Genomic DNA, 17,927 nt, shown 5'->3' with positions numbered 1-17,927 from the left:
GCACATTAAAGAATGGACTAATGCAAACCTCTCTCCAAATTTGGCAGTGAAACGCATCAATACCATAGGTAAAAAATGCGTCGGATTTTAAACGGATTTTGAACACCCTACCTTACAGGGCGCCTTGCCGATTGCCATTATACCCAGGGCGCTGCCCTGGGCTAAGAGCTTCTGCCCTTTCAGGGCGTGCTGCTTGCGGGCGCTGCCCTGGGCTAAGAGCTTTTGGGCCTTCAGCCCGTACATAAACCACTTGCGAAAGTTCAAATAACTTAATGATAATCAAATACTGGTTTTCGTAAAAATGGCTTTTTCAAGTGGTCTCTTTCTTTTAGTTTTGTTTATGCAGTTTCCCTGCCTTTTTCCTTTAAATTCTTCAATATTCATACTCCAGTAAAGCGAAAAAATGTCGAAGTGGAAGAAGAATGAAAAAACTAAAACTTTTCTTAAGAAAAAGCGTGCTGTTACGAAATAAATTTGTAACTTTGCAGCCGCTTACAAGCAGTTTAAATAATAACGTTATAATTTTTTATGAACTTTACACTATTTATCACCGTTTTGCTGACGGCTGTAACCTTGGTGGTGGCTGCTTATGTCATCGCTAAGCTCATCGGTCCTCGTTCTTACAATCCGGTAAAGGGTGAACCTTTCGAGTGTGGTATTCCGACTCGTGGCAGCTCATGGTTGCCATCCCATATCGGCTACTATCTCTTCGCCATCCTTTTCCTGATGTTCGACATTGAGACTGTAATGCTTTACCCATGGGCAGTCGTAGTTAAGCAGTTTGGATCTATGGCTCTCGTGAGCATCGGATTCTTCCTGTTGGTATTGGTATTAGGCCTTGCTTATGCTTGGCGGAAAGGAGCATTGGAATGGAAGTAAACAAAAGAGCCTCTATCAAGAGTATTCCTTACGACGAGTTTAAGGACAACGACACCCTCGAGAAGATAGCTCAAGAGCTGAATGAGGGTGGAGCCAATGTGGTTCTTGGTTCGCTCGATGCCGCCATCAACTGGGGACGCAGTAACTCACTCTGGTCATTGACCTTCGGTACCTCTTGCTGCGGTATCGAGTTTATGGCTGTAGGATGTGCGCGTTACGACTTCTCACGTTTCGGTTTCGAGGTAACCCGTAACTCTCCACGCCAGGCTGACCTGATCATGTGTGCCGGAACTATCACCAACAAGATGGCACCAGTATTCAAACGTTTGTACGATGAAATGGCTGAGCCAAAGTATGTGGTAGCCGTAGGAGGATGCACCATCTCGGGCGGTCCTTTCAAGAAGAGCTACAACGTGGTTCGTGGCATCAGCGAGTTAGTGCCTGTAGATGTCTACATCCCAGGTTGTCCTCCACGTCCAGAGGCTATCCTTTACGGTATGATGCAGTTGCAGCGTAAGGTAAAGGTTGAGAAATTCTTCGGCGGAGCCAACCACAAGATGACCCGCGACGAGAAGGAGCTTTCTATGAGCAAGGGCGGTCTTCGCGGCTTGAGCAACGAGAACCTCTCTGACAGCGAGAAGCTTGGACACAAGAAGCCTATCATTGTGACAGAAGTACCTGAGGATTTCGACCCTCAGAAAGGTCTAACTGATTAATATAATAAGGTATAAGAACATGAAACTGAATAATATTGAATTGAGTTTTGACAATTTCGCCTCAGAGATGGCGAAGTTGAAGAACGAGAAGCATTTCGACTACCTTGTTACCATCATCGGTGAAGACTTCGGTGAGGAAGGTCTCGGATGTATCTACATTCTTGAGAATACTCAGACCAACGAGCGCTGCTCGGTAAAGACCATCGCCAAGAAGGTGGATGGCAGCGATGTGATTCCTACAGTCATCAATCTTTGGAAGGTGGCTGACCTGTTGGAGCGCGAGGTGTTCGACTTCGTTGGCATCAAGTTCCTGGGTCATCCAGACATGCGCCGACTTTTCCTGCGCACCGACTTCCAGGGCCATCCATTGCGCAAGGACTTCGACATGAGTCCTGAGGCCAACCAGTTCCCCTGCACCGACGAGCCAGAGGACGACTTCACCGTAGAGTACTCGCTGAGTGCCGACGGACATTTGGTAGAAACCCAGAAGCGCCGTTTCGACGATGACGACTATGTGGTGAATATCGGTCCTAACCACCCATCCACTCATGGTGTGCTCCGTCTGCAGACCGTTATTGACGGCGAGACCGTGAAGCGCATCTATCCACACCTTGGCTACATTCACCGTGGTATCGAGAAGATGTGGGAGGGAATGACCTATCCACAGACCCTGGCATTGACCGACCGTCTGAACTACCTCTCTGCCATGATGCACCGCCATGCACTGGTAGGTGTTATCGAGGAGGCAATGGGCATCGAACTCTCAGACCGTATCCGCTACATCCGCACCATCATGGACGAGTTGCAGCGTATCGACTCTCACTTGTTGTACCTCGGCTGTACCGCACAGGACCTGGGTGCCCTGACAGCATTCCTCTACTGTATGCGCGACCGTGAGCACGTATTGAACGTGATGGAGGAGACAACCGGTGGCCGTCTGATCCAGAACTACTATCGTATCGGTGGCCTTCAGGCAGACATCGATCCTAACTTCGTACAGAATGTGAAGACACTCTGCAAGTATCTGCGTCCTATGATTCAGGAGTACCTCGACGTATTCGGCGACAATGTGATCACTCACAACCGTCTCGAAGGCGTAGGTCCAATGAATCTTGAGGATTGTATCAACTATGCCGTTACCGGTCCTGCCGGCCGTGCATCTGGTTGGAAGAACGATACCCGCAAGCGTCATCCATACGATATGTACGACAAGGTGGAGTGGAAGGAAATCACTCTGACAGGTTGCGATTCTATGGATCGTTACTATGTACACATCCAGGAGTTGTATCAGAGCTTGGACATCATCGAGCAGTTGATCGACAACATTCCTGAGGGTGAGTACTACATCAAGCAGAAGCCAATTATCAAGGTCCCTGAGGGACAGTGGTACTTCTCTGTAGAGGGTGCCAGCGGCGAGTTTGGTGTATATCTCGACTCAAAGGGTGACAAGAGTCCATACCGTATGAAGATGCGCCCAATGGGCTTGTCTTTGACAGGTGCGCTCGATCCAATGCTTCGTGGACAGAAAATCGCTGACTTGATTACAACAGGTGCAGCAATCGACTTCGTAATCCCTGATATTGATAGATAATTATGTTTGATTTTAGTATAGTAACAACATTCATCGACAATCTGCTTCGCCAGACCTTGGGTCTGGGCGACTTCCTGTCGATTCTGATAGAGTGCGTGCTCGTGGGTGTCTGCATTTTGACAGCATACGCCCTGATAGCTATCGTACTTATCTTTATGGAGCGTAAGGTGTGTGCCTACTTCCAGTGCCGTCTCGGCCCTATGCGTGTAGGTCCTTGGGGTATCTTCCAGGTATTCGCCGATGTGCTCAAGATGTTGATCAAGGAGATTTTTGCTGTAGACAGAGCCGACAAGCTGCTCTACTACCTGGCACCTTTCCTCGTGATCATTGCCTCTGTAGGTACTTTCTCATTCCTTCCATGGAACAAGGGAGCACATATTCTCGACTTCAACGTAGGTGTATTCCTCATCACAGCCGTAAGTTCTATCGGTGTGCTGGGCGTGTTCCTCGCCGGTTGGGCATCCAACAACAAGTACTCTGTGGTATCTGCCATGCGTGGTGCCGTACAGATGATTTCTTATGAGATGTCTCTCGGTCTCTGCCTGATTTCTGCAGTAGTTCTTACTGGTACTATGCAGGTGAGCGGTATCGTTGAGGCTCAGACTGGTGCTTGGAACTGGTTGATCATCAAGGGTCATGTTCCAGCTATCCTTGCTTTCCTCGTATTCCTCGTAGCAGGTAACGCTGAGGCTAACCGTGGTCCTTTCGACTTGGCTGAGGCTGAGAGTGAGTTGACCGCAGGTTATCATACAGAGTATTCTGGTATGGGCTTCGGTTTCTACTACTTGGCTGAGTACCTGAACCTCTTCGTGATTTCTGGTATTGCTTCTACCGTATTCCTCGGTGGTTGGGCGCCATTGAACATCGGTATCGAGGGCTTCGACAATCTGATGAACCTCATCCCTGGTTTCATCTGGTTCTTCGGTAAGACCTTCGCTGTGGTATGGCTTCTGATGTGGGTACGTTGGACTTTCCCACGTCTCCGTATCGACCAGATTCTGAAGCTGGAGTGGAAGTACTTGATGCCATTGTCACTCGTCATCCTGATCATGATGACCGTATGCGTAGCATTCGGAATCCACGGATAATATTATTAAGGAGTTAAAGGAGTTAAAGAAGTTAAGGAGTCAAGACAATAGTTCTACTGCTTGAAACTTCTGTTATTTCTTAACAAATAAACAAAAAATAAAAGTATGTCTAACAATTCATATTTCGGCGGTATTGCAGCGGGTTTGAAGACCCTCGCTATCGGTATGAAGACTACCATGAAGGAGTACTTCACACCCAAGAGCACCGAGCAGTACCCTGAGAACCGCAAGACTACACTCCACATTTCTCCACGTTTCCGTGGTCGTCTGGTTTTCGTCCGCGACGAGAACGAGGCTTACAAGTGTGTGGGTTGTACATTGTGTGAGAAGTCATGCCCCAACGATACCATCAAGATTCAGACCGAGATGGTGGAGGACCCAGAGACAGGCAAGAAGAAGCGCAAGTTGGTGGATTACCAGTACGACTTGGGTGACTGCATGTTCTGTGAACTCTGTGTGAACGCATGTAACTTCGGTGCAATTAAGTTTGTCAACGATTTCGAGAATGCAGTCTTTGACCGCAGCAAGTTGGTGATGCACCTCGACAAGGAGGTTTATAAGGGCGGAAGCCTTCCTAACCTCATTGATGGTGGCGCTCCACTCGAAATCGGTAAGTTTAACACCAAGACTAAGTAAGGAGGACTTTAGACAATGATAACAGCAAATTTATTTATGTTCGTCATCTTGGCAGTAGTCATCTTTGGCTCAGCCATCATGTGCGTAGCTACCAAGCGTATCATGCGTGCGGCAACTTATCTGTTGTTCGTGCTCTTCGGTGTAGCTGGTGTATTCTTCCTGCTCGACTATACCTATCTGGGTGCAGCTCAGATTGCTGTATATGCAGGTGGTATTACAATTCTCTATGTCTTCGCCATTCAGTTGGTTTCCAAGCGTACCCTTCAGGGTCTTTTGGAGCACGTGAAGGGTAGCAAGGTCATTGGCCGTGCACTCGTCTGCCTCGTAGGTTTTGTTACCTTGGCAGTCATCGTGTTGAAGAATCACTTTATCGATTTGGCTGCAACAGTAGCCGACACTGAGGTGCCTATGGACCAGATTGGTTCTGCACTCGTAGGTGCTGACAAGTATGGCTATGTATTGCCATTCGAGTTTATCTCTGTATTCCTGTTGGCATGTATCATCGGTGGTATCTTAATCGCAAGAAAGGAGGATAAGAAATGATTCCAGTACAGTATTTCTTCGTGCTCTCAGCACTCTTGTTCTTCATCGGCGTTTATGGTTTCTGTACACGTCGTAACCTCGTTGCCATGCTCATCTCCATCGAGCTTGTATTGAATGCAGCCGATCTGAACTTCGCAGTGTTCAACCGCATCCTCTTCCCAGGACAGTTGGAAGGTTTCTTCTTCACATTGTTCTCTATCGGAGTGGCAGCAGCCGAGACAGCCGTAGCGCTCGCAATAATTATTAACGTTTACCGCAACTATCACAGTGACCAGGTGAACAGTATTGAAAACATGAAATTCTAATTAAGACAATGAATTACAGTTATGCATTTTTGATACTTCTTCTGCCATTCCTGAGCTTCCTGGTTCTGGGACTTGCGGGTATGAAGATGAAAAAGCAGGTAGCAGCCATCATCGGTACCGTCCTGATGGGTTGTGTGTTCGGTCTGTCTATTTATACAGCATACGAATATTTCTTTGCTATCGGCCGTGATGCTTCAACAGGTTTGTATCCAACTGTTGACTCATTCAATTTTACTTGGTTGAAGTTTACCGAGTTGCTGACCTTCAACATTGGTTTCCGTCTGACACCAATCTCTGTATTGATGCTCATCGTGATTACCACCGTCAGCTTCATGGTTCACATCTACTCATTCGGCTATATGGCCGAGCGTGACGAGAATTACAAGGTAGAGGGTTATGAGAAGGGTATGCAGCGTTTCTACGCTTACCTGAGCCTCTTCACCATGTCTATGTTGGGTCTGGTAGTAGCTACCAATATTTTCCAGATGTATCTGTTCTGGGAGTTGGTGGGTGTCTGCTCTTATCTGCTCATCGGATTCTATTATCCCAAGCATGCAGCAGTACATGCCAGCAAGAAGGCGTTCATCGTAACTCGTTTCGCCGACCTCTTCTTCTTGATCGGTATCTTGTTCTACAGCTTCTATGTAGGAACCTTCAACTACGACTTGAATGCTCAGCCAGAGCTTCAGAGTTCTTTGGCTGGTGCTGCATGGGTGATGCCTGTAGCGTTGTTCCTCATGTTCATCGGTGGTGCCGGTAAGAGTGCGATGTTCCCATTGCACATCTGGTTGCCAGATGCGATGGAGGGTCCAACTCCAGTTTCTGCGTTGATCCACGCCGCTACCATGGTTGTGGCTGGTGTTTATCAGGTAGCCAGTCTCTTCCCAATCTGGGTAGAGTATGCTCCCAACACTCTCCACTACGTAGCTTACATTGCAGCCTTCACCGCATTCTATGCAGCAGCTGTAGCTTGCTGCCAGCGTGATATCAAGCGTGGTCTGGCTTTCTCTACTATCTCTCAGATTGCCTACATGCTCGTTGCCTTGGGTGTTTGCTTCGCAGTAGACAACCATCACGGCGGTTTGGGTTATATGGCTGGTATTTTCCACCTCTTCACCCACGCCATGTTCAAGGCCTTGCTGTTCCTCTGCTCTGGTGCCATCATCGTCATCATCGGCAGCAACTTCAAGGAGTACATGGGCGGTTTGCACAAGTACATGCCTATCACCAACATCTGCTTCTTGATTGGTTGCTTGGCAATTGCAGGTATTCCTCCATTCGCAGGTTTCTTCTCTAAGGACGAGATCATCACTGCTTGTTTCCAGTTCTCACCATTCATGGGTTATTTCATGACATTGGTGGCTGGTATGACAGCTTTCTATATGTTCCGTCTCTACTATGTTATCTTCTGGGGACAGAGCTACTATGAGTTGGATCCAGAGAACCGTCGCAAACCACAGGAGGTTCCTTTCGTGATGTGGGGTCCATTGGTGTTCCTTGCAGCAATCTCTTGTGTCTGTGGTTTGATTCCATTCGGTCACTTTGTTTCTGCTACAGGTCAGAGCTACGATATCCACATCGATACACAGGTGGCTTGCACCTCTATCGTTGTAGCCGTTATCGGCATCGCGCTCGCCACCTATATGTATGCACCTAAGAAGACACCATTGGCCGACACCTTGGCCAAGAAGATGCCTAAGTTGCACAAGGCAGCCTTGAATCGTTTTTATATCGACGATGCTTGGCAGTTCTTCACCCACAAGATTGTGTTCGGTCTCTTCTCTAAGCCTATCGCTTGGTTCGACCGTCATGTCATCGATGGCACTTTCAACTTCATGGCTTGGGGTGCACAGGAGGCAGGCGAGACCATCCGTCCATGGCAGAGTGGCGACGTGCGCAGCTATGCCATCTGGTTCCTCACAGGTACAGTGGCTCTCACCTTGTGTCTGCTCGCGCTTCTTTAATGAATGTCTCACAATTAAGTAAATAGAAAAGAAATGAATTTAAGTATATTCGTCATAGTACCACTCCTGATGTTGCTCGGCCTCTGGTTGGCACGCAACGACAAGCAGGTTCGTGGTGTGATGGTGGCAGGTGCCAGCGTGCTGCTCGCCCTCTCCATCTATTTGGTGTTTGCATTTCTCGAAGCTCGTGAGACAATGCCAGCCGACCAAGTTCCTATGCTCTTCACCTACTGTGTGCCATGGTTTGAGCCATTGCACATCAACTATTCACTCGGTGTGGATGGTATCTCAGTAGTGATGATTCTTCTGACTTCCATCATCGTGTTCACCGGTACATTTGCTTCTTGGCAGATGGAGCCTATGAAGAAGGAGTACTTCCTCTGGTTCACACTCTTGAGCACTGGTGTTTATGGCTTCTTCATCTCTATCGACATGTTCACCATGTTCATGTTCTACGAGGTGGCGCTGATTCCTATGTATCTCCTCATCGGTGTATGGGGTAGTGGTGCGAAGGAGTATTCTGCCATGAAACTTACCTTGATGTTGATGGGTGGTTCAGCCCTCTTGGTTATCGGTATCTTGGGTATTTACTTCTACAGTGGTGCCCAGACATTCGAAATCCTCGACATCGCTCACCACACCAATGGTGCTCATGCTATCCCTGAGAGCGTGCAGAATGTGTTCTTCCCATTGCTCTTCATCGGTTTCGGTATTCTTGGAGCTTTGTTCCCATTCCACACATGGTCTCCTGATGGTCACGCCAGTGCGCCAACAGCTGTATCTATGTTGCATGCCGGTGTATTGATGAAACTCGGTGGTTATGGTTGCTTCCGTATCGCCATGTTCCTCTTGCCAGCTGCTACTCACGGATTCTGGATCAAGGTATTCCTCGTACTGACTACTATCTCTATCGTATATGGTGCTTTGTCAGCATGTGTACAGACCGACTTGAAGTACATCAATGCCTATTCTTCAGTTTCTCACTGTGGTATGGTGCTCTTCGCTCTCTGTATGATGACTCAGACAGCAGCTACAGGTGCTATCCTCCAGATGTTGTCTCACGGTTTGATGACCGCTCTCTTCTTCGCCGTTATCGGTATGATTTATCATCAGGCTGGTACACGTGACGTTCGCTACTTGGGTGGTTTGATGAAGATTATCCCATTCCTCTCAGTAGGTTATGCGGTAGCTGGTTTGGCTAACCTCGGTTTGCCTGGTTTCTCTGGTTTCGTAGCCGAGATGACCATCTTCGTAGGTGCTTTCCAGAATGCAGATACGTTCCATCGTGTATGTACCATCATCGCTTGTACCTCCATCGTAGTGACAGCGGTTTACATCTTGCGTTGTGTGGGTAAGATTCTGTATCAGAAGGTTCCTAACGCCAAGTTGGAGAAGCTTCACGATGCAACCTGGGACGAGCGTATCGCTGTAGCAGGTCTGATTGCCTGTGTGGCAGGTCTTGGTATGTTCCCTCTCTGGGCAGAGGAGATTATCATGGACGCTGTAGGTCCTATCTTTAGTGTAATCATGTAATAAATATCAGAAGAAATGAATTACAGTCAATTTTTAAATATGATTCCAGAGGCTACCTTGATGGCAGTCCTGTTGATCACTTTCATTGCTGACTTCTGCAGTTCCAAGAGCGCAGACCGTAAGTGGTTCAATCCTCTGGTATGTCTCTTGATGGTGGCTCACATTGCCATTAATATCTTCCCTACAGAAGCCACATCTGCCTTTGGTGGAATGTACACCTCTGGTCCTGCCGCTGGTGTTCTCAAGACCGTCTTGGCGCTTGGTACACTGATAGTCCTGATACAGGCCAAGGAGTGGTTGAGCCGTAAGGACACTGCCTTCAAGGAGGGCGAGTTCTATATGTTGGTTCTCTCTACTCTGTTGGGTATGAACATGATGGTTAGTGCCAACCACTTCCTCCTGTTCTTCCTCGGTCTGGAGATGGCATCCGTGCCAATGGCTTGCTTGGTTGCCTTCGACAAGTATCGTCACAACTCTGCTGAGGCAGGTGCCAAGTTCATCCTTACCGCTACTTTCTCAAGTGGCGTGATGATTTATGGTATCTCTCTGCTTTATGCTGCCTGTGGCACCTTGTACTTCGAGGATGTAGCAAAGGTTATCTCTGCTTCTCCATTGACCATCGCTGGTATGGTGTTCTTCTTCAGTGGCTTGGGATTCAAGATTTCCTTGGTTCCTTTCCACTTCTGGACAGCCGATTCTTACCAGGGTGCTCCTACTACTGTGACAGGTTATCTGTCGGTAGTTTCCAAGGGTGCTGCTGCGTTCACACTCTGTGCTATCCTCATGAAGGTGTTCCAGCCAATGGTAGAGTACTGGACCGTATTACTCTACATCGTGATTGTACTCTCTATCACTATAGCCAACCTGTTCGCCATCCGTCAGAGTGACTTGAAGCGTTTCATGGCATTCTCTTCAATCTCTCAGGCTGGTTACATCATGTTGGCAGTTATCGGCAACTCAACCTTGAGCATCACCTCGCTGACTTACTATGTTCTCATTTACGTAGTAGCCAACCTGAGTGTGTTTGCCATCATCTCTTCTGTTGAGGAGCACAATGGCGGTACAGTGCAGATGGACAGCTACAATGGTTTCTATAAGACCAACCCACGTTTGGCTTTCCTCATGACTTTGGCGTTGTTCTCATTGGGTGGTATTCCTCCATTCGCCGGTATGTTCTCCAAGTTCTTCGTGTTTATGGCAGCCGTTCATGGCGCCGATATCCACACCACACTCGGAGCATGGGCTTATGGCGTAGTATTCATCGCTTTGGTCAACACAGTCATCAGCTTGTACTACTACTTGCTCATCGTGAAGGCGATGTTCATCAAGCACAGCGACAGTCCGCTGCCAACCTTCCAGAGCGCTTGCTCTACCAAGTTGGCTCTTGCCATCTGCACAGTTGGCATCGTGGCTTTCGGTATCTGCTCATTCGTCTTCGACTGGATTTCAGTAGCAGCCAACGCGTAAGTTGTAAATGACATGCCTCTGTGAGGACTAACATCCTCTTTCAGGGCAGAACAATATAGCTCGGAACAAGTCTTTGTTCCGGGCTTTTTTTGTTCATCTCTTGCATACTTATCTCTTAGTCTGTCGTATACTTATCTCTTAGTCTGTCGTAAATTTGCCTTTAAGTCTGTTGTCCCTTAACTTCCAGAACGACCATAGGGAGTGATAACATTCCTTAACTTCCTAACTTTCCCCAACTTCCTTAATTTCCCCCATTTCCCAACTTCCCCACTTGAGTATTTTTATAAAAAAGAACATTATTTGTTTGGTCGTTTGCCGAATAAATACTATTTTTGCAGTATGAACAAATAACTCAAAAAGGGAGATTATGAAAAGTATTAAAAGAATGGCTCTTGGAGCCATGGTGGCTTTGATGATGATGACATCATGCGGAACCACGCAGACCGTGCCTCTTACAGGTCGCACACATCGCATCTCGGTGTCAGATGAGCAAGTGCTCAGCCTCTCCAACCAAGAATATACCAAGTATATGGCGACTGCCAAAAAGTCGACCAATGCTCAACATACGGCCATGGTGCAAAGGGTAGGGCGCAAACTGGCTACAGCCGTGGAAACCTATCTGAAGCAGAACGGCTTTGCCAACGATGTGAAAAACTATGCATGGGAATTCAATCTCGTGCAGGACAAGAGTGCCAACGCCTTCTGTATGCCTGGTGGAAAAATTGTGGTGTATGAAGGCTTGTTGCCCTATACACAGAATGAGACGGCTCTTGCCATCGTCTTGGGACATGAAATTGCTCATGCTGTGGCAAAGCACAGTGCCGAGCAGCTTACCAAGCAGCAAAACCAACAGGTAGGTACCAACATCCTGGGCAATGTGCTCAATCAGGCTGTAGGCAGCGGTGTAGGCGATTTGGCGAGTGCCGTGGCTGGAAAGTATTTCTCTTTCCGCAACTTGAAGTATTCGCGCGACAATGAGACTGAGGCCGACTATATGGGACTTATCTTTGCTGCCATGGCAGGCTACGATCCTCAGCAGGCTATTCCGTTCTGGAAACGTATGTCGCAGGGCAACAGTTCCAACCAGAATGACATCTTCAGCGACCATCCTTCCGATGCCAAGCGAATAGCTGCTTTGCAAAAGGAAATGCCTACAGCGCTCAAGTATTATCATCCTGCCAAGAATACAAAGAAAAGGTAAGCTTGGGAGAGAATGAGCTGACAAAAGCACGGGCAGACCAAAGAATGTGCTTTCGTGACAACCTCTTAGCATGAATGCAGTAGGAATGACTAACTAAAAATTCAAAGATATGATTGATTACATCTCACAAAACCTTTGGCTGTTCTGGACGGTGATTACCTTCCTGTGCCTGATTATGGAGTTGTCTTCGGGCGATTTCTATGTAACGTGTTTTGCTATTGGTGCCATTGTCAGCATCTTAGCAGCATGGATGGGCTTGCCCTTCTGGTTGCAGATTGTGGTATGGGCGGTTTGCTCCGTGCTGAGTATCTGGCTTATTCGTCCGCACCTGCTGCATATTATCAAGCATGGTGCCGATGACAGAGTGAGTAATGCCGATGCCTTGTTGGGACAGGTAGGCGAGGTAAGCCAGTGCATCGTAAAGGGCGGTTATGGTCGCGTGAAACTCGATGGTGACGACTGGAAAGCTGAGGCTCCTTCTGCACTTGAGGATATTGCCGAAGGTGCCAAGGTGAAAATCGTGGGCAGAGAGTCCATCATCTTGAAGGTGGAGGAGATCGTAAGATAATTAATAACTCTAAAACATAACGATTATGATTGGAATTTATGTATTGGCTGCCATCGTTGTGCTGGCCCTTATTTTCGTAAAGAAAACGATTGTTATCATTCCTCAGAGTGAGACAAAGATTATAGAGCGTCTGGGACGTTACTATGCAACCCTCAGACCAGGTATCAACATCATTATACCATTTATCGACCGTGCCAAGGAGATTGTGGCTATGCGCAATGGAAGATATATGTACACCAACACTATCGACCTGCGTGAACAGGTGTACGATTTCGACCGACAGAACGTGATCACAAAAGATAATATCCAGATGCAGATCAATGCTCTGTTGTACTTCCAGATAGTAGACCCCTTCAAGAGTGTGTACGAAATCAACAACCTGCCCAATGCCATCGAGAAACTTACACAGACAACTCTGCGTAACATCATCGGCGAGATGGAACTGGACCAGACTTTGACCTCGCGCGATACCATCAATACCAAGTTGCGTGCGGTATTGGACGATGCTACCAACAAGTGGGGTATCAAGGTAAATCGTGTGGAGTTGCAGGATATTACTCCTCCTGAGAGTGTGCTCAGAGCCATGGAGAAACAGATGCAGGCAGAGCGTAACAAGCGTGCCACTATCCTGGCTTCCGAGGGTGAGAAGGAAAAACAGCGCCTGCTTTCTGAAGGTGAGAAGGCTGCTATCGTCAACAAGGCTGAGGCTGTCAAGCAGCAGGCTATCCTCAAGGCTGAGGGTGAGGCTACTGCACGTATTCGCAAGGCTGAGGCAGAAGCTATTGCTATTCAGAAAATTACAGATGCCGTAGGACAGTCTACCAATCCTGCCAACTATCTCTTGGCACAGAAATACATCGCCATGATGCAGGATGTGGCTCAGGGTAAGGACAACAAGGTTGTATATCTGCCTTACGAGGCTTCCAACCTGATGGGCTCTATCGGCGGCATCAAGGATCTTTTTAAGGGATAATCAAAAACGAAACGATGAATAAGAATATCTGTATTGTGGCGGGTGCACGACCCAACTTTATCAAGGTGGCACCCGTCATCAGAGCGATTGTAAACGCCCAAAAGAATGGACAGTCCATCAATTACAGTTTGGTTTATGCCGGCTGTGAGGACGATCCTACACTCGAGGACTCTCTCTTCGACGATTTGGAGATAAGTCGTCCTGATATCTATTTAGGTGTGGACTGCGAGAATCTCAACGAACTCACAGGACAGGTCATGTCTAAGTTCGAGCTTTATCTGCAGCAGAATCCTACGGATGTGGTTATAGTGGTCGACGACCTTGCCTCTACCATGGCTGCAGCCATCGTTACCAAGAAGCAAGGCATTCTGTTGGCACATATTGCCGCAGGCACCCGTAGCTTCGACATCACTATGCCCAAGGAAATCAACCGACTGGTTATCGATGGACTGTCTGATATCCTCTTTACTGCGGGTATTTCCAACAACAGCATCGCCAACAAGGAGGGCGCCGAGCTTTCCAAGGTCTATATGGTGGGCAATGTGCTCATCGATAATATCCGTTTTCTGCAGCAGCACATGAAGCGTCCACAGCTGATGGACGACAAGCAACTGAAGGAGGGACAGTACATCGTGCTGACGCTCAACCGCAAGGCCATTATCAATAATAGCGAGGAGATGCGCAGCTTAGTGTCTGCCGTGGTTTCCTCTGCTCATGAGGCTGGTGTGCCTGTAGTGGCTCCGCTTCGTGGCAAGGCTCGCCAGGAGGTAGAGGCTATGGGCTTGGAGGGCATCATGCTGATAGAGGCTCAGGGCTATTTGGATTTCAGCTATCTCACAGCTCACGCCATGGGCATCGTTACCGACTCAGGAAATGTGGCAGAAGAAGCCACCTTCAACGGTGTGCCTTGTATCACGCTCAATAGCTATACCGAGCATATCGAGACCGTGAAGATCGGTACCAATGTGCTGGTGGGCGAGGATGCTGACCGTCTTGTATTGATGACGAAGGTCTTGCTGAGAGGCGAATGGAAGAAAGCGGGCATTCCCGACAGATGGGACGGAAGATCTGCCGACCGTATCGTCCAGATACTGGTCAATGAATAATGTTTTTCTGGTCAGCTGCAGCCATTCCATGTCCTTAGGAGGGCATTGTTATGGATAAGGCAACAACAGAATTGATGCATAAAAAGAAAAAGGGACAACTGAAACTGTTGCCCCTTTTTCTGTCTTAACTCCTTAACTTCCTCATTTAATACAGACGTTCACGATTTGACTTGATGCGATAAGCATCCGACGTTAATCAGTCCTGCCGGGATAATTGTATTGGTCGAAGTAGACTGGAGTCTTGTTGTTGTACCAGATGCCTTCTACGTTCAGTCCGATAGAGAAATTCTTGTTGACATTGTATTTCACTCCTGCTCCCAGTACATTGGCACCGGCTGCCCCCATGCCATAGCCCAACGGCATGACACCTGTTGCAGGCCAACCCCAGCCATAATAGGGATAACCTCTATAGAGATTGCCGTATCGGCTGTAATTGTTGTTCACGCTCAGTTGACCGTAAACGTAGGCTTCCCAGTGCTCGTTGAACCGATAGCCAAGGATGGCGTACAGGCCTACATCACGATAGCTGTCGCTTCCCCAGAAGGTGTTGTTGAAATAGCCACCGCCTGCTATCCACAACTTGCCGTCCTTGGTGAGCGGAGCCAGATAGGTGGCGTTGATGTTCTGCGAGAAACCGCCCTTGTGTGGCAGGTTCTTGCCAAAGGTGGCAAAGGCAGAAAGGTCGAGCGATACGTTCAGTCCCCGGTGCAGTCCGTAACCATACGTACTGAAGGGCATCATGCTGACGGGATTGTAGAAGAAACTGCTGTCGCCAGCATACACCGACCTGTCGCCAGCATACATCGATTTGCTGTCTGTATCCTGGAATGGAGCCAAAGCCATCAAACTTTTCTTGGCAACGGAGTATTGGGTATTCTTTACCGGCTTACCCTTGTATATGAGAGGCTGTTCGGCCTGGAAGATGGTGTCGCCTGGCAACAGCCAGTCTTCACGTGGATTGTCGCTACTGTGGAGCGGACCGAGATGAACCTGCTGTGCATGAACAGAAGCACAGCAGAGGATGAGCATGAAGAAATATGCTATTTTACTTTTCATAATGATTCAACTTTTTAGGCTTTCGTGAGCCTGATATTCTTGTTATTCACGTACAAACTTACAACTTTTTAGACGAAAGCGGTCAGATGTTTATATTAAAAAACAATAAATAGGAATGTTTTGGTTAAAAAAGCATTACCTTTGTCTTGTAATAATAAAAAGTATGAATATGAGAAGAACTTTTTTGTTTATAATGTACTGTCTGCTTCTGCCTCTGATGGCTTGTGCGCAGACCGATAATGTCGTACCCGATACGGCCGCTTTCCATCAGGATGCCACCTGTCCAGAGGTGCTGATAGAAACAAACATGGGCAATATCCGAGTGGCGCTTTACAACGATACACCTCTTCATCGAGACAATTTCCTGAAGTGGGTGAGGATGGGCTATTATGATGGTTGCATCTTTCAGAGAGTCATCAAGAACTTTATGATCCAGGGCGGCAATCCTGGCACACGAAAGGTGACGCCCGGCAAGGTGGAGCGCTTCGATACTGCCTACACTGTGCCTGCCGAGATACGTTATCCCAAATATTATCACAAGCGCGGACAGCTCTGTGCTGCCCGTGAGGGCGATGACGTGAATCCACAGAAAGCTTCGGCACCTTGCGATTTCTACATCACCTGGGGACGCAATTTCTCAGCACGGCAGATGGAATATCTGGTGCAGAAGATGAAAGGCGAGGACAAGGTGTACGCCATTCCCAATGAGCAAGTGCAGGCTGGATATGTGAAATATGGCGGCGTGCCCCATCTTGATGGTGGCTACACAGTCTTTGGCGAAGTGCTTGAAGGACTGGATGTGGTAGAGAAAATCCAGAATGTGGAGACCGACAAAAGCAATAATGACCGTCCTCTGCAGGATGTTGTTATCATCAAAGCTACAGAAGTCAAAAAATAGACAATATATATAATAAGGTATATAGGGCTGAAAAACGCAATAGGCTTCGTTGGCAAACGCAATAGGCTTCGTTGGCAGATAAAGGCGGCTTCGTTGGCAGATGAAAGCGGCTTCGTTGGCAGATGAGGGCTTCCTGTAGAATTTCCATAGAGCAGAAAATCTTGAAAGATATAAGCATCTTTATGCACGAAAACAATAAATTGCAAGGTTTTGTGTAAAAAATCTGTCAATTTGTTTGGTGGATACAAATAAAAATGCTACTTTTGCAATCGTATAACACAATTGAGGGAATACCCCATTGTAGTAGACAATAAATAAAAGAAAGAACAATGAAGAAGTTTAACGCATACTTTTATAGCTTTTATTTTTACTTTGCAAGCAATTGTAAAGCGGGAAGTTGCGTATAATTTCAACTTAGGATATTAAGATTAAGAAATCTATCGAAACGGTCCCGCTCCTTGGAGAGTGAGGACCGTTTTTCATAACAGATACAAACAATATAGATGAAGAGAATAGCAATACAAGGCGAGTTGGGGTCGTTTCATGACATAGCTGCCCATCAATATTTCGGTGAAGAACAGGTGGAACTGATTTGTTGCGCCACCTTCGAGGAGGTGTTCGAAAACATCAAGCGCGATCCTACAGTCATCGGCATCGTAGCCATCGAGAATACCATAGCGGGCAGTCTGCTCCACAACTATGAGCTTCTGCGCCAAAGTGGAACGACAGTAGTAGGTGAGCACCGACTCCATATAGAGCACAGCATCTGCTGTTTGCCCGATGATGACTGGAGTACACTTCAGGAGGTTCATTCCCATCCTGTGGCATTGATGCAGTGTGGCAGATTCCTCGCCAATCATCCCGACCTGAAAGCTGTAGAGGCTGAAGATACCGCAGGTTCGGCTGCCTTTATTGCCAAGCATCAGGTAAGGGGATGGGCTGCCATCTGCTCAACTTATGCAGCCGAGATGTATGGCATGAAGGTGCTGCAAGAAGGCATCCACGACAATCCGCACAACTACACGCGCTTCCTCGTGGTGAGCAATCCGCAGAAGGCAGCTCTCCTTCGACCCATTGAGAAGGCCAACAAGGCAAGCATCGTCTTCAGCCTTTCCCACGACAAGGGATCGCTCTCCAAGGTGCTCACCATCCTGAGTTTCTACGATGTGAACCTGACCAAGATTCAGTCGCTGCCCGTCATCGGACATGAGTGGGAATATCTCTTCTATGTAGACCTCACCTTCGACAACCTTACCCGATACCGCCAGAGTATTGATGCCATCACACCACTGGTGAAGAAAATCAAGGTTCTCGGCGAGTACGAGGAAAGAGAGTAGGAGTTGAAAAAAGTTATAAAAGTAAAAAAGTAAAAAAGTAAAAAGGTAAAAGGGTAAAAAGAGCCT

17 protein-coding genes are annotated in these 17,927 nt (G+C 47.6%); 16 read left to right on the top strand and 1 reads right to left on the bottom strand.

Annotation, left to right across the window (positions count from 1 at the left end; genetic code table 11):
• Nucleotides 1-528: 528 nt before the first annotated feature.
• From P3T48_RS11810 to P3T48_RS11745, 14 genes are all read left to right on the top strand, one after another.
• Nucleotides 529-879, top strand: a complete 351-nt coding sequence (locus tag P3T48_RS11810) for an NADH-quinone oxidoreductase subunit A (protein WP_022251748.1) — start codon at nucleotides 529-531, stop codon at nucleotides 877-879.
• Nucleotides 870-1,595 (top strand): NADH-quinone oxidoreductase subunit B, encoded by a 726-nt coding sequence (locus tag P3T48_RS11805; RefSeq protein ID WP_276506826.1) that lies wholly within the window; start codon nucleotides 870-872, stop codon nucleotides 1,593-1,595. The genes P3T48_RS11810 and P3T48_RS11805 overlap by 10 nt, the downstream gene beginning before the upstream one ends.
• A 19-nt stretch (nucleotides 1,596-1,614) precedes the next feature.
• Nucleotides 1,615-3,186, top strand: a complete 1,572-nt coding sequence (locus P3T48_RS11800) for an NADH-quinone oxidoreductase subunit D-related protein (RefSeq protein WP_217758237.1) — start codon at nucleotides 1,615-1,617, stop codon at nucleotides 3,184-3,186.
• Nucleotides 3,187-3,188: 2 nt separating this feature from the next.
• Complete coding sequence (nuoH, locus tag P3T48_RS11795) at nucleotides 3,189-4,274, top strand: NADH-quinone oxidoreductase subunit NuoH (protein ID WP_217758236.1); 1,086 nt, start codon at nucleotides 3,189-3,191, stop codon at nucleotides 4,272-4,274.
• Between the two features lie 105 nt (nucleotides 4,275-4,379).
• On the top strand, nucleotides 4,380-4,910 hold the full coding sequence (locus P3T48_RS11790) for a NuoI/complex I 23 kDa subunit family protein (protein ID WP_158463690.1): 531 nt from the start codon (nucleotides 4,380-4,382) through the stop codon (nucleotides 4,908-4,910).
• A gap of 15 nt (nucleotides 4,911-4,925) precedes the next feature.
• Nucleotides 4,926-5,453, top strand: coding sequence for an NADH-quinone oxidoreductase subunit J family protein (locus tag P3T48_RS11785; RefSeq protein WP_276506825.1), 528 nt, complete (start codon nucleotides 4,926-4,928; stop codon nucleotides 5,451-5,453).
• Nucleotides 5,450-5,758, top strand: coding sequence for an NADH-quinone oxidoreductase subunit NuoK (gene nuoK / locus P3T48_RS11780; protein ID WP_006846356.1), 309 nt, complete (start codon nucleotides 5,450-5,452; stop codon nucleotides 5,756-5,758). The genes P3T48_RS11785 and nuoK overlap by 4 nt, the downstream gene beginning before the upstream one ends.
• Nucleotides 5,759-5,766: 8 nt before the next feature.
• Complete coding sequence (gene nuoL, locus P3T48_RS11775) at nucleotides 5,767-7,722, top strand: NADH-quinone oxidoreductase subunit L (RefSeq protein ID WP_217758235.1); 1,956 nt, start codon at nucleotides 5,767-5,769, stop codon at nucleotides 7,720-7,722.
• A gap of 33 nt (nucleotides 7,723-7,755) precedes the next feature.
• Nucleotides 7,756-9,255, top strand: a complete 1,500-nt coding sequence (locus P3T48_RS11770) for a complex I subunit 4 family protein (protein ID WP_217758234.1) — start codon at nucleotides 7,756-7,758, stop codon at nucleotides 9,253-9,255.
• A 15-nt stretch (nucleotides 9,256-9,270) separates the two neighbouring features.
• On the top strand, nucleotides 9,271-10,722 hold the full coding sequence (locus P3T48_RS11765) for an NADH-quinone oxidoreductase subunit N (protein WP_276506824.1): 1,452 nt from the start codon (nucleotides 9,271-9,273) through the stop codon (nucleotides 10,720-10,722).
• Nucleotides 10,723-11,089: 367 nt separating this feature from the next.
• Nucleotides 11,090-11,923: a M48 family metallopeptidase gene (locus P3T48_RS11760; RefSeq protein ID WP_158463680.1), complete on the top strand. Its 834-nt coding sequence runs from the start codon at nucleotides 11,090-11,092 to the stop codon at nucleotides 11,921-11,923.
• Between the two features lie 109 nt (nucleotides 11,924-12,032).
• Nucleotides 12,033-12,491, top strand: a complete 459-nt coding sequence (locus P3T48_RS11755) for an NfeD family protein (protein ID WP_158463679.1) — start codon at nucleotides 12,033-12,035, stop codon at nucleotides 12,489-12,491.
• Between the two features lie 25 nt (nucleotides 12,492-12,516).
• On the top strand, nucleotides 12,517-13,464 hold the full coding sequence (locus P3T48_RS11750) for an SPFH domain-containing protein (protein WP_022251849.1): 948 nt from the start codon (nucleotides 12,517-12,519) through the stop codon (nucleotides 13,462-13,464).
• A gap of 14 nt (nucleotides 13,465-13,478) precedes the next feature.
• Nucleotides 13,479-14,570, top strand: a complete 1,092-nt coding sequence (locus P3T48_RS11745; protein ID WP_158463678.1) for a UDP-N-acetyl glucosamine 2-epimerase — start codon at nucleotides 13,479-13,481, stop codon at nucleotides 14,568-14,570.
• A 192-nt stretch (nucleotides 14,571-14,762) separates the two neighbouring features.
• Here P3T48_RS11745 and P3T48_RS11740 read toward each other — a convergent pair whose 3' ends face one another.
• Nucleotides 14,763-15,626, bottom strand: a complete 864-nt coding sequence (locus P3T48_RS11740; RefSeq protein ID WP_228114146.1) for a hypothetical protein — start codon at nucleotides 15,624-15,626, stop codon at nucleotides 14,763-14,765.
• 169 nt (nucleotides 15,627-15,795) lie between these two features.
• Here P3T48_RS11740 and P3T48_RS11735 point away from each other — a divergent pair, with 169 nt between their 5' ends.
• Together P3T48_RS11735 and P3T48_RS11730 are read left to right on the top strand one after the other, a co-directional pair.
• Nucleotides 15,796-16,524 (top strand): peptidylprolyl isomerase, encoded by a 729-nt coding sequence (locus P3T48_RS11735; protein ID WP_022251846.1) that lies wholly within the window; start codon nucleotides 15,796-15,798, stop codon nucleotides 16,522-16,524.
• Between the two features lie 503 nt (nucleotides 16,525-17,027).
• Nucleotides 17,028-17,861, top strand: a complete 834-nt coding sequence (locus tag P3T48_RS11730) for a prephenate dehydratase (RefSeq protein ID WP_276506822.1) — start codon at nucleotides 17,028-17,030, stop codon at nucleotides 17,859-17,861.
• Nucleotides 17,862-17,927: the final 66 nt, after the last annotated feature.

It is taken from the genome of Segatella intestinalis, from assembly GCF_029348455.1.
Classification (GTDB): domain Bacteria; phylum Bacteroidota; class Bacteroidia; order Bacteroidales; family Bacteroidaceae; genus Prevotella.
This window is presented reverse-complemented; position numbering and strand designations above follow the sequence as displayed.

What these genes read in the sequence shown, in the direction of transcription:
- P3T48_RS11810 (WP_022251748.1), top strand. Translation starts at nt 529, where the DNA reads ATGAACTTTACACTATTTATCACCGTTTTGCTGACGGCTGTAACCTTG.
- P3T48_RS11805 (WP_276506826.1), top strand. Translation starts at nt 870, where the DNA reads ATGGAAGTAAACAAAAGAGCCTCTATCAAGAGTATTCCTTACGACGAG.
- P3T48_RS11800 (WP_217758237.1), top strand. Translation starts at nt 1,615, where the DNA reads ATGAAACTGAATAATATTGAATTGAGTTTTGACAATTTCGCCTCAGAG.
- nuoH (WP_217758236.1), top strand. Translation starts at nt 3,189, where the DNA reads ATGTTTGATTTTAGTATAGTAACAACATTCATCGACAATCTGCTTCGC.
- P3T48_RS11790 (WP_158463690.1), top strand. Translation starts at nt 4,380, where the DNA reads ATGTCTAACAATTCATATTTCGGCGGTATTGCAGCGGGTTTGAAGACC.
- P3T48_RS11785 (WP_276506825.1), top strand. Translation starts at nt 4,926, where the DNA reads ATGATAACAGCAAATTTATTTATGTTCGTCATCTTGGCAGTAGTCATC.
- nuoK (WP_006846356.1), top strand. Translation starts at nt 5,450, where the DNA reads ATGATTCCAGTACAGTATTTCTTCGTGCTCTCAGCACTCTTGTTCTTC.
- nuoL (WP_217758235.1), top strand. Translation starts at nt 5,767, where the DNA reads ATGAATTACAGTTATGCATTTTTGATACTTCTTCTGCCATTCCTGAGC.
- P3T48_RS11770 (WP_217758234.1), top strand. Translation starts at nt 7,756, where the DNA reads ATGAATTTAAGTATATTCGTCATAGTACCACTCCTGATGTTGCTCGGC.
- P3T48_RS11765 (WP_276506824.1), top strand. Translation starts at nt 9,271, where the DNA reads ATGAATTACAGTCAATTTTTAAATATGATTCCAGAGGCTACCTTGATG.
- P3T48_RS11760 (WP_158463680.1), top strand. Translation starts at nt 11,090, where the DNA reads ATGAAAAGTATTAAAAGAATGGCTCTTGGAGCCATGGTGGCTTTGATG.
- P3T48_RS11755 (WP_158463679.1), top strand. Translation starts at nt 12,033, where the DNA reads ATGATTGATTACATCTCACAAAACCTTTGGCTGTTCTGGACGGTGATT.
- P3T48_RS11750 (WP_022251849.1), top strand. Translation starts at nt 12,517, where the DNA reads ATGATTGGAATTTATGTATTGGCTGCCATCGTTGTGCTGGCCCTTATT.
- P3T48_RS11745 (WP_158463678.1), top strand. Translation starts at nt 13,479, where the DNA reads ATGAATAAGAATATCTGTATTGTGGCGGGTGCACGACCCAACTTTATC.
- P3T48_RS11740 (WP_228114146.1), bottom strand. Translation starts at nt 15,626, where the DNA reads ATGAAAAGTAAAATAGCATATTTCTTCATGCTCATCCTCTGCTGTGCT.
- P3T48_RS11735 (WP_022251846.1), top strand. Translation starts at nt 15,796, where the DNA reads ATGAGAAGAACTTTTTTGTTTATAATGTACTGTCTGCTTCTGCCTCTG.
- P3T48_RS11730 (WP_276506822.1), top strand. Translation starts at nt 17,028, where the DNA reads ATGAAGAGAATAGCAATACAAGGCGAGTTGGGGTCGTTTCATGACATA.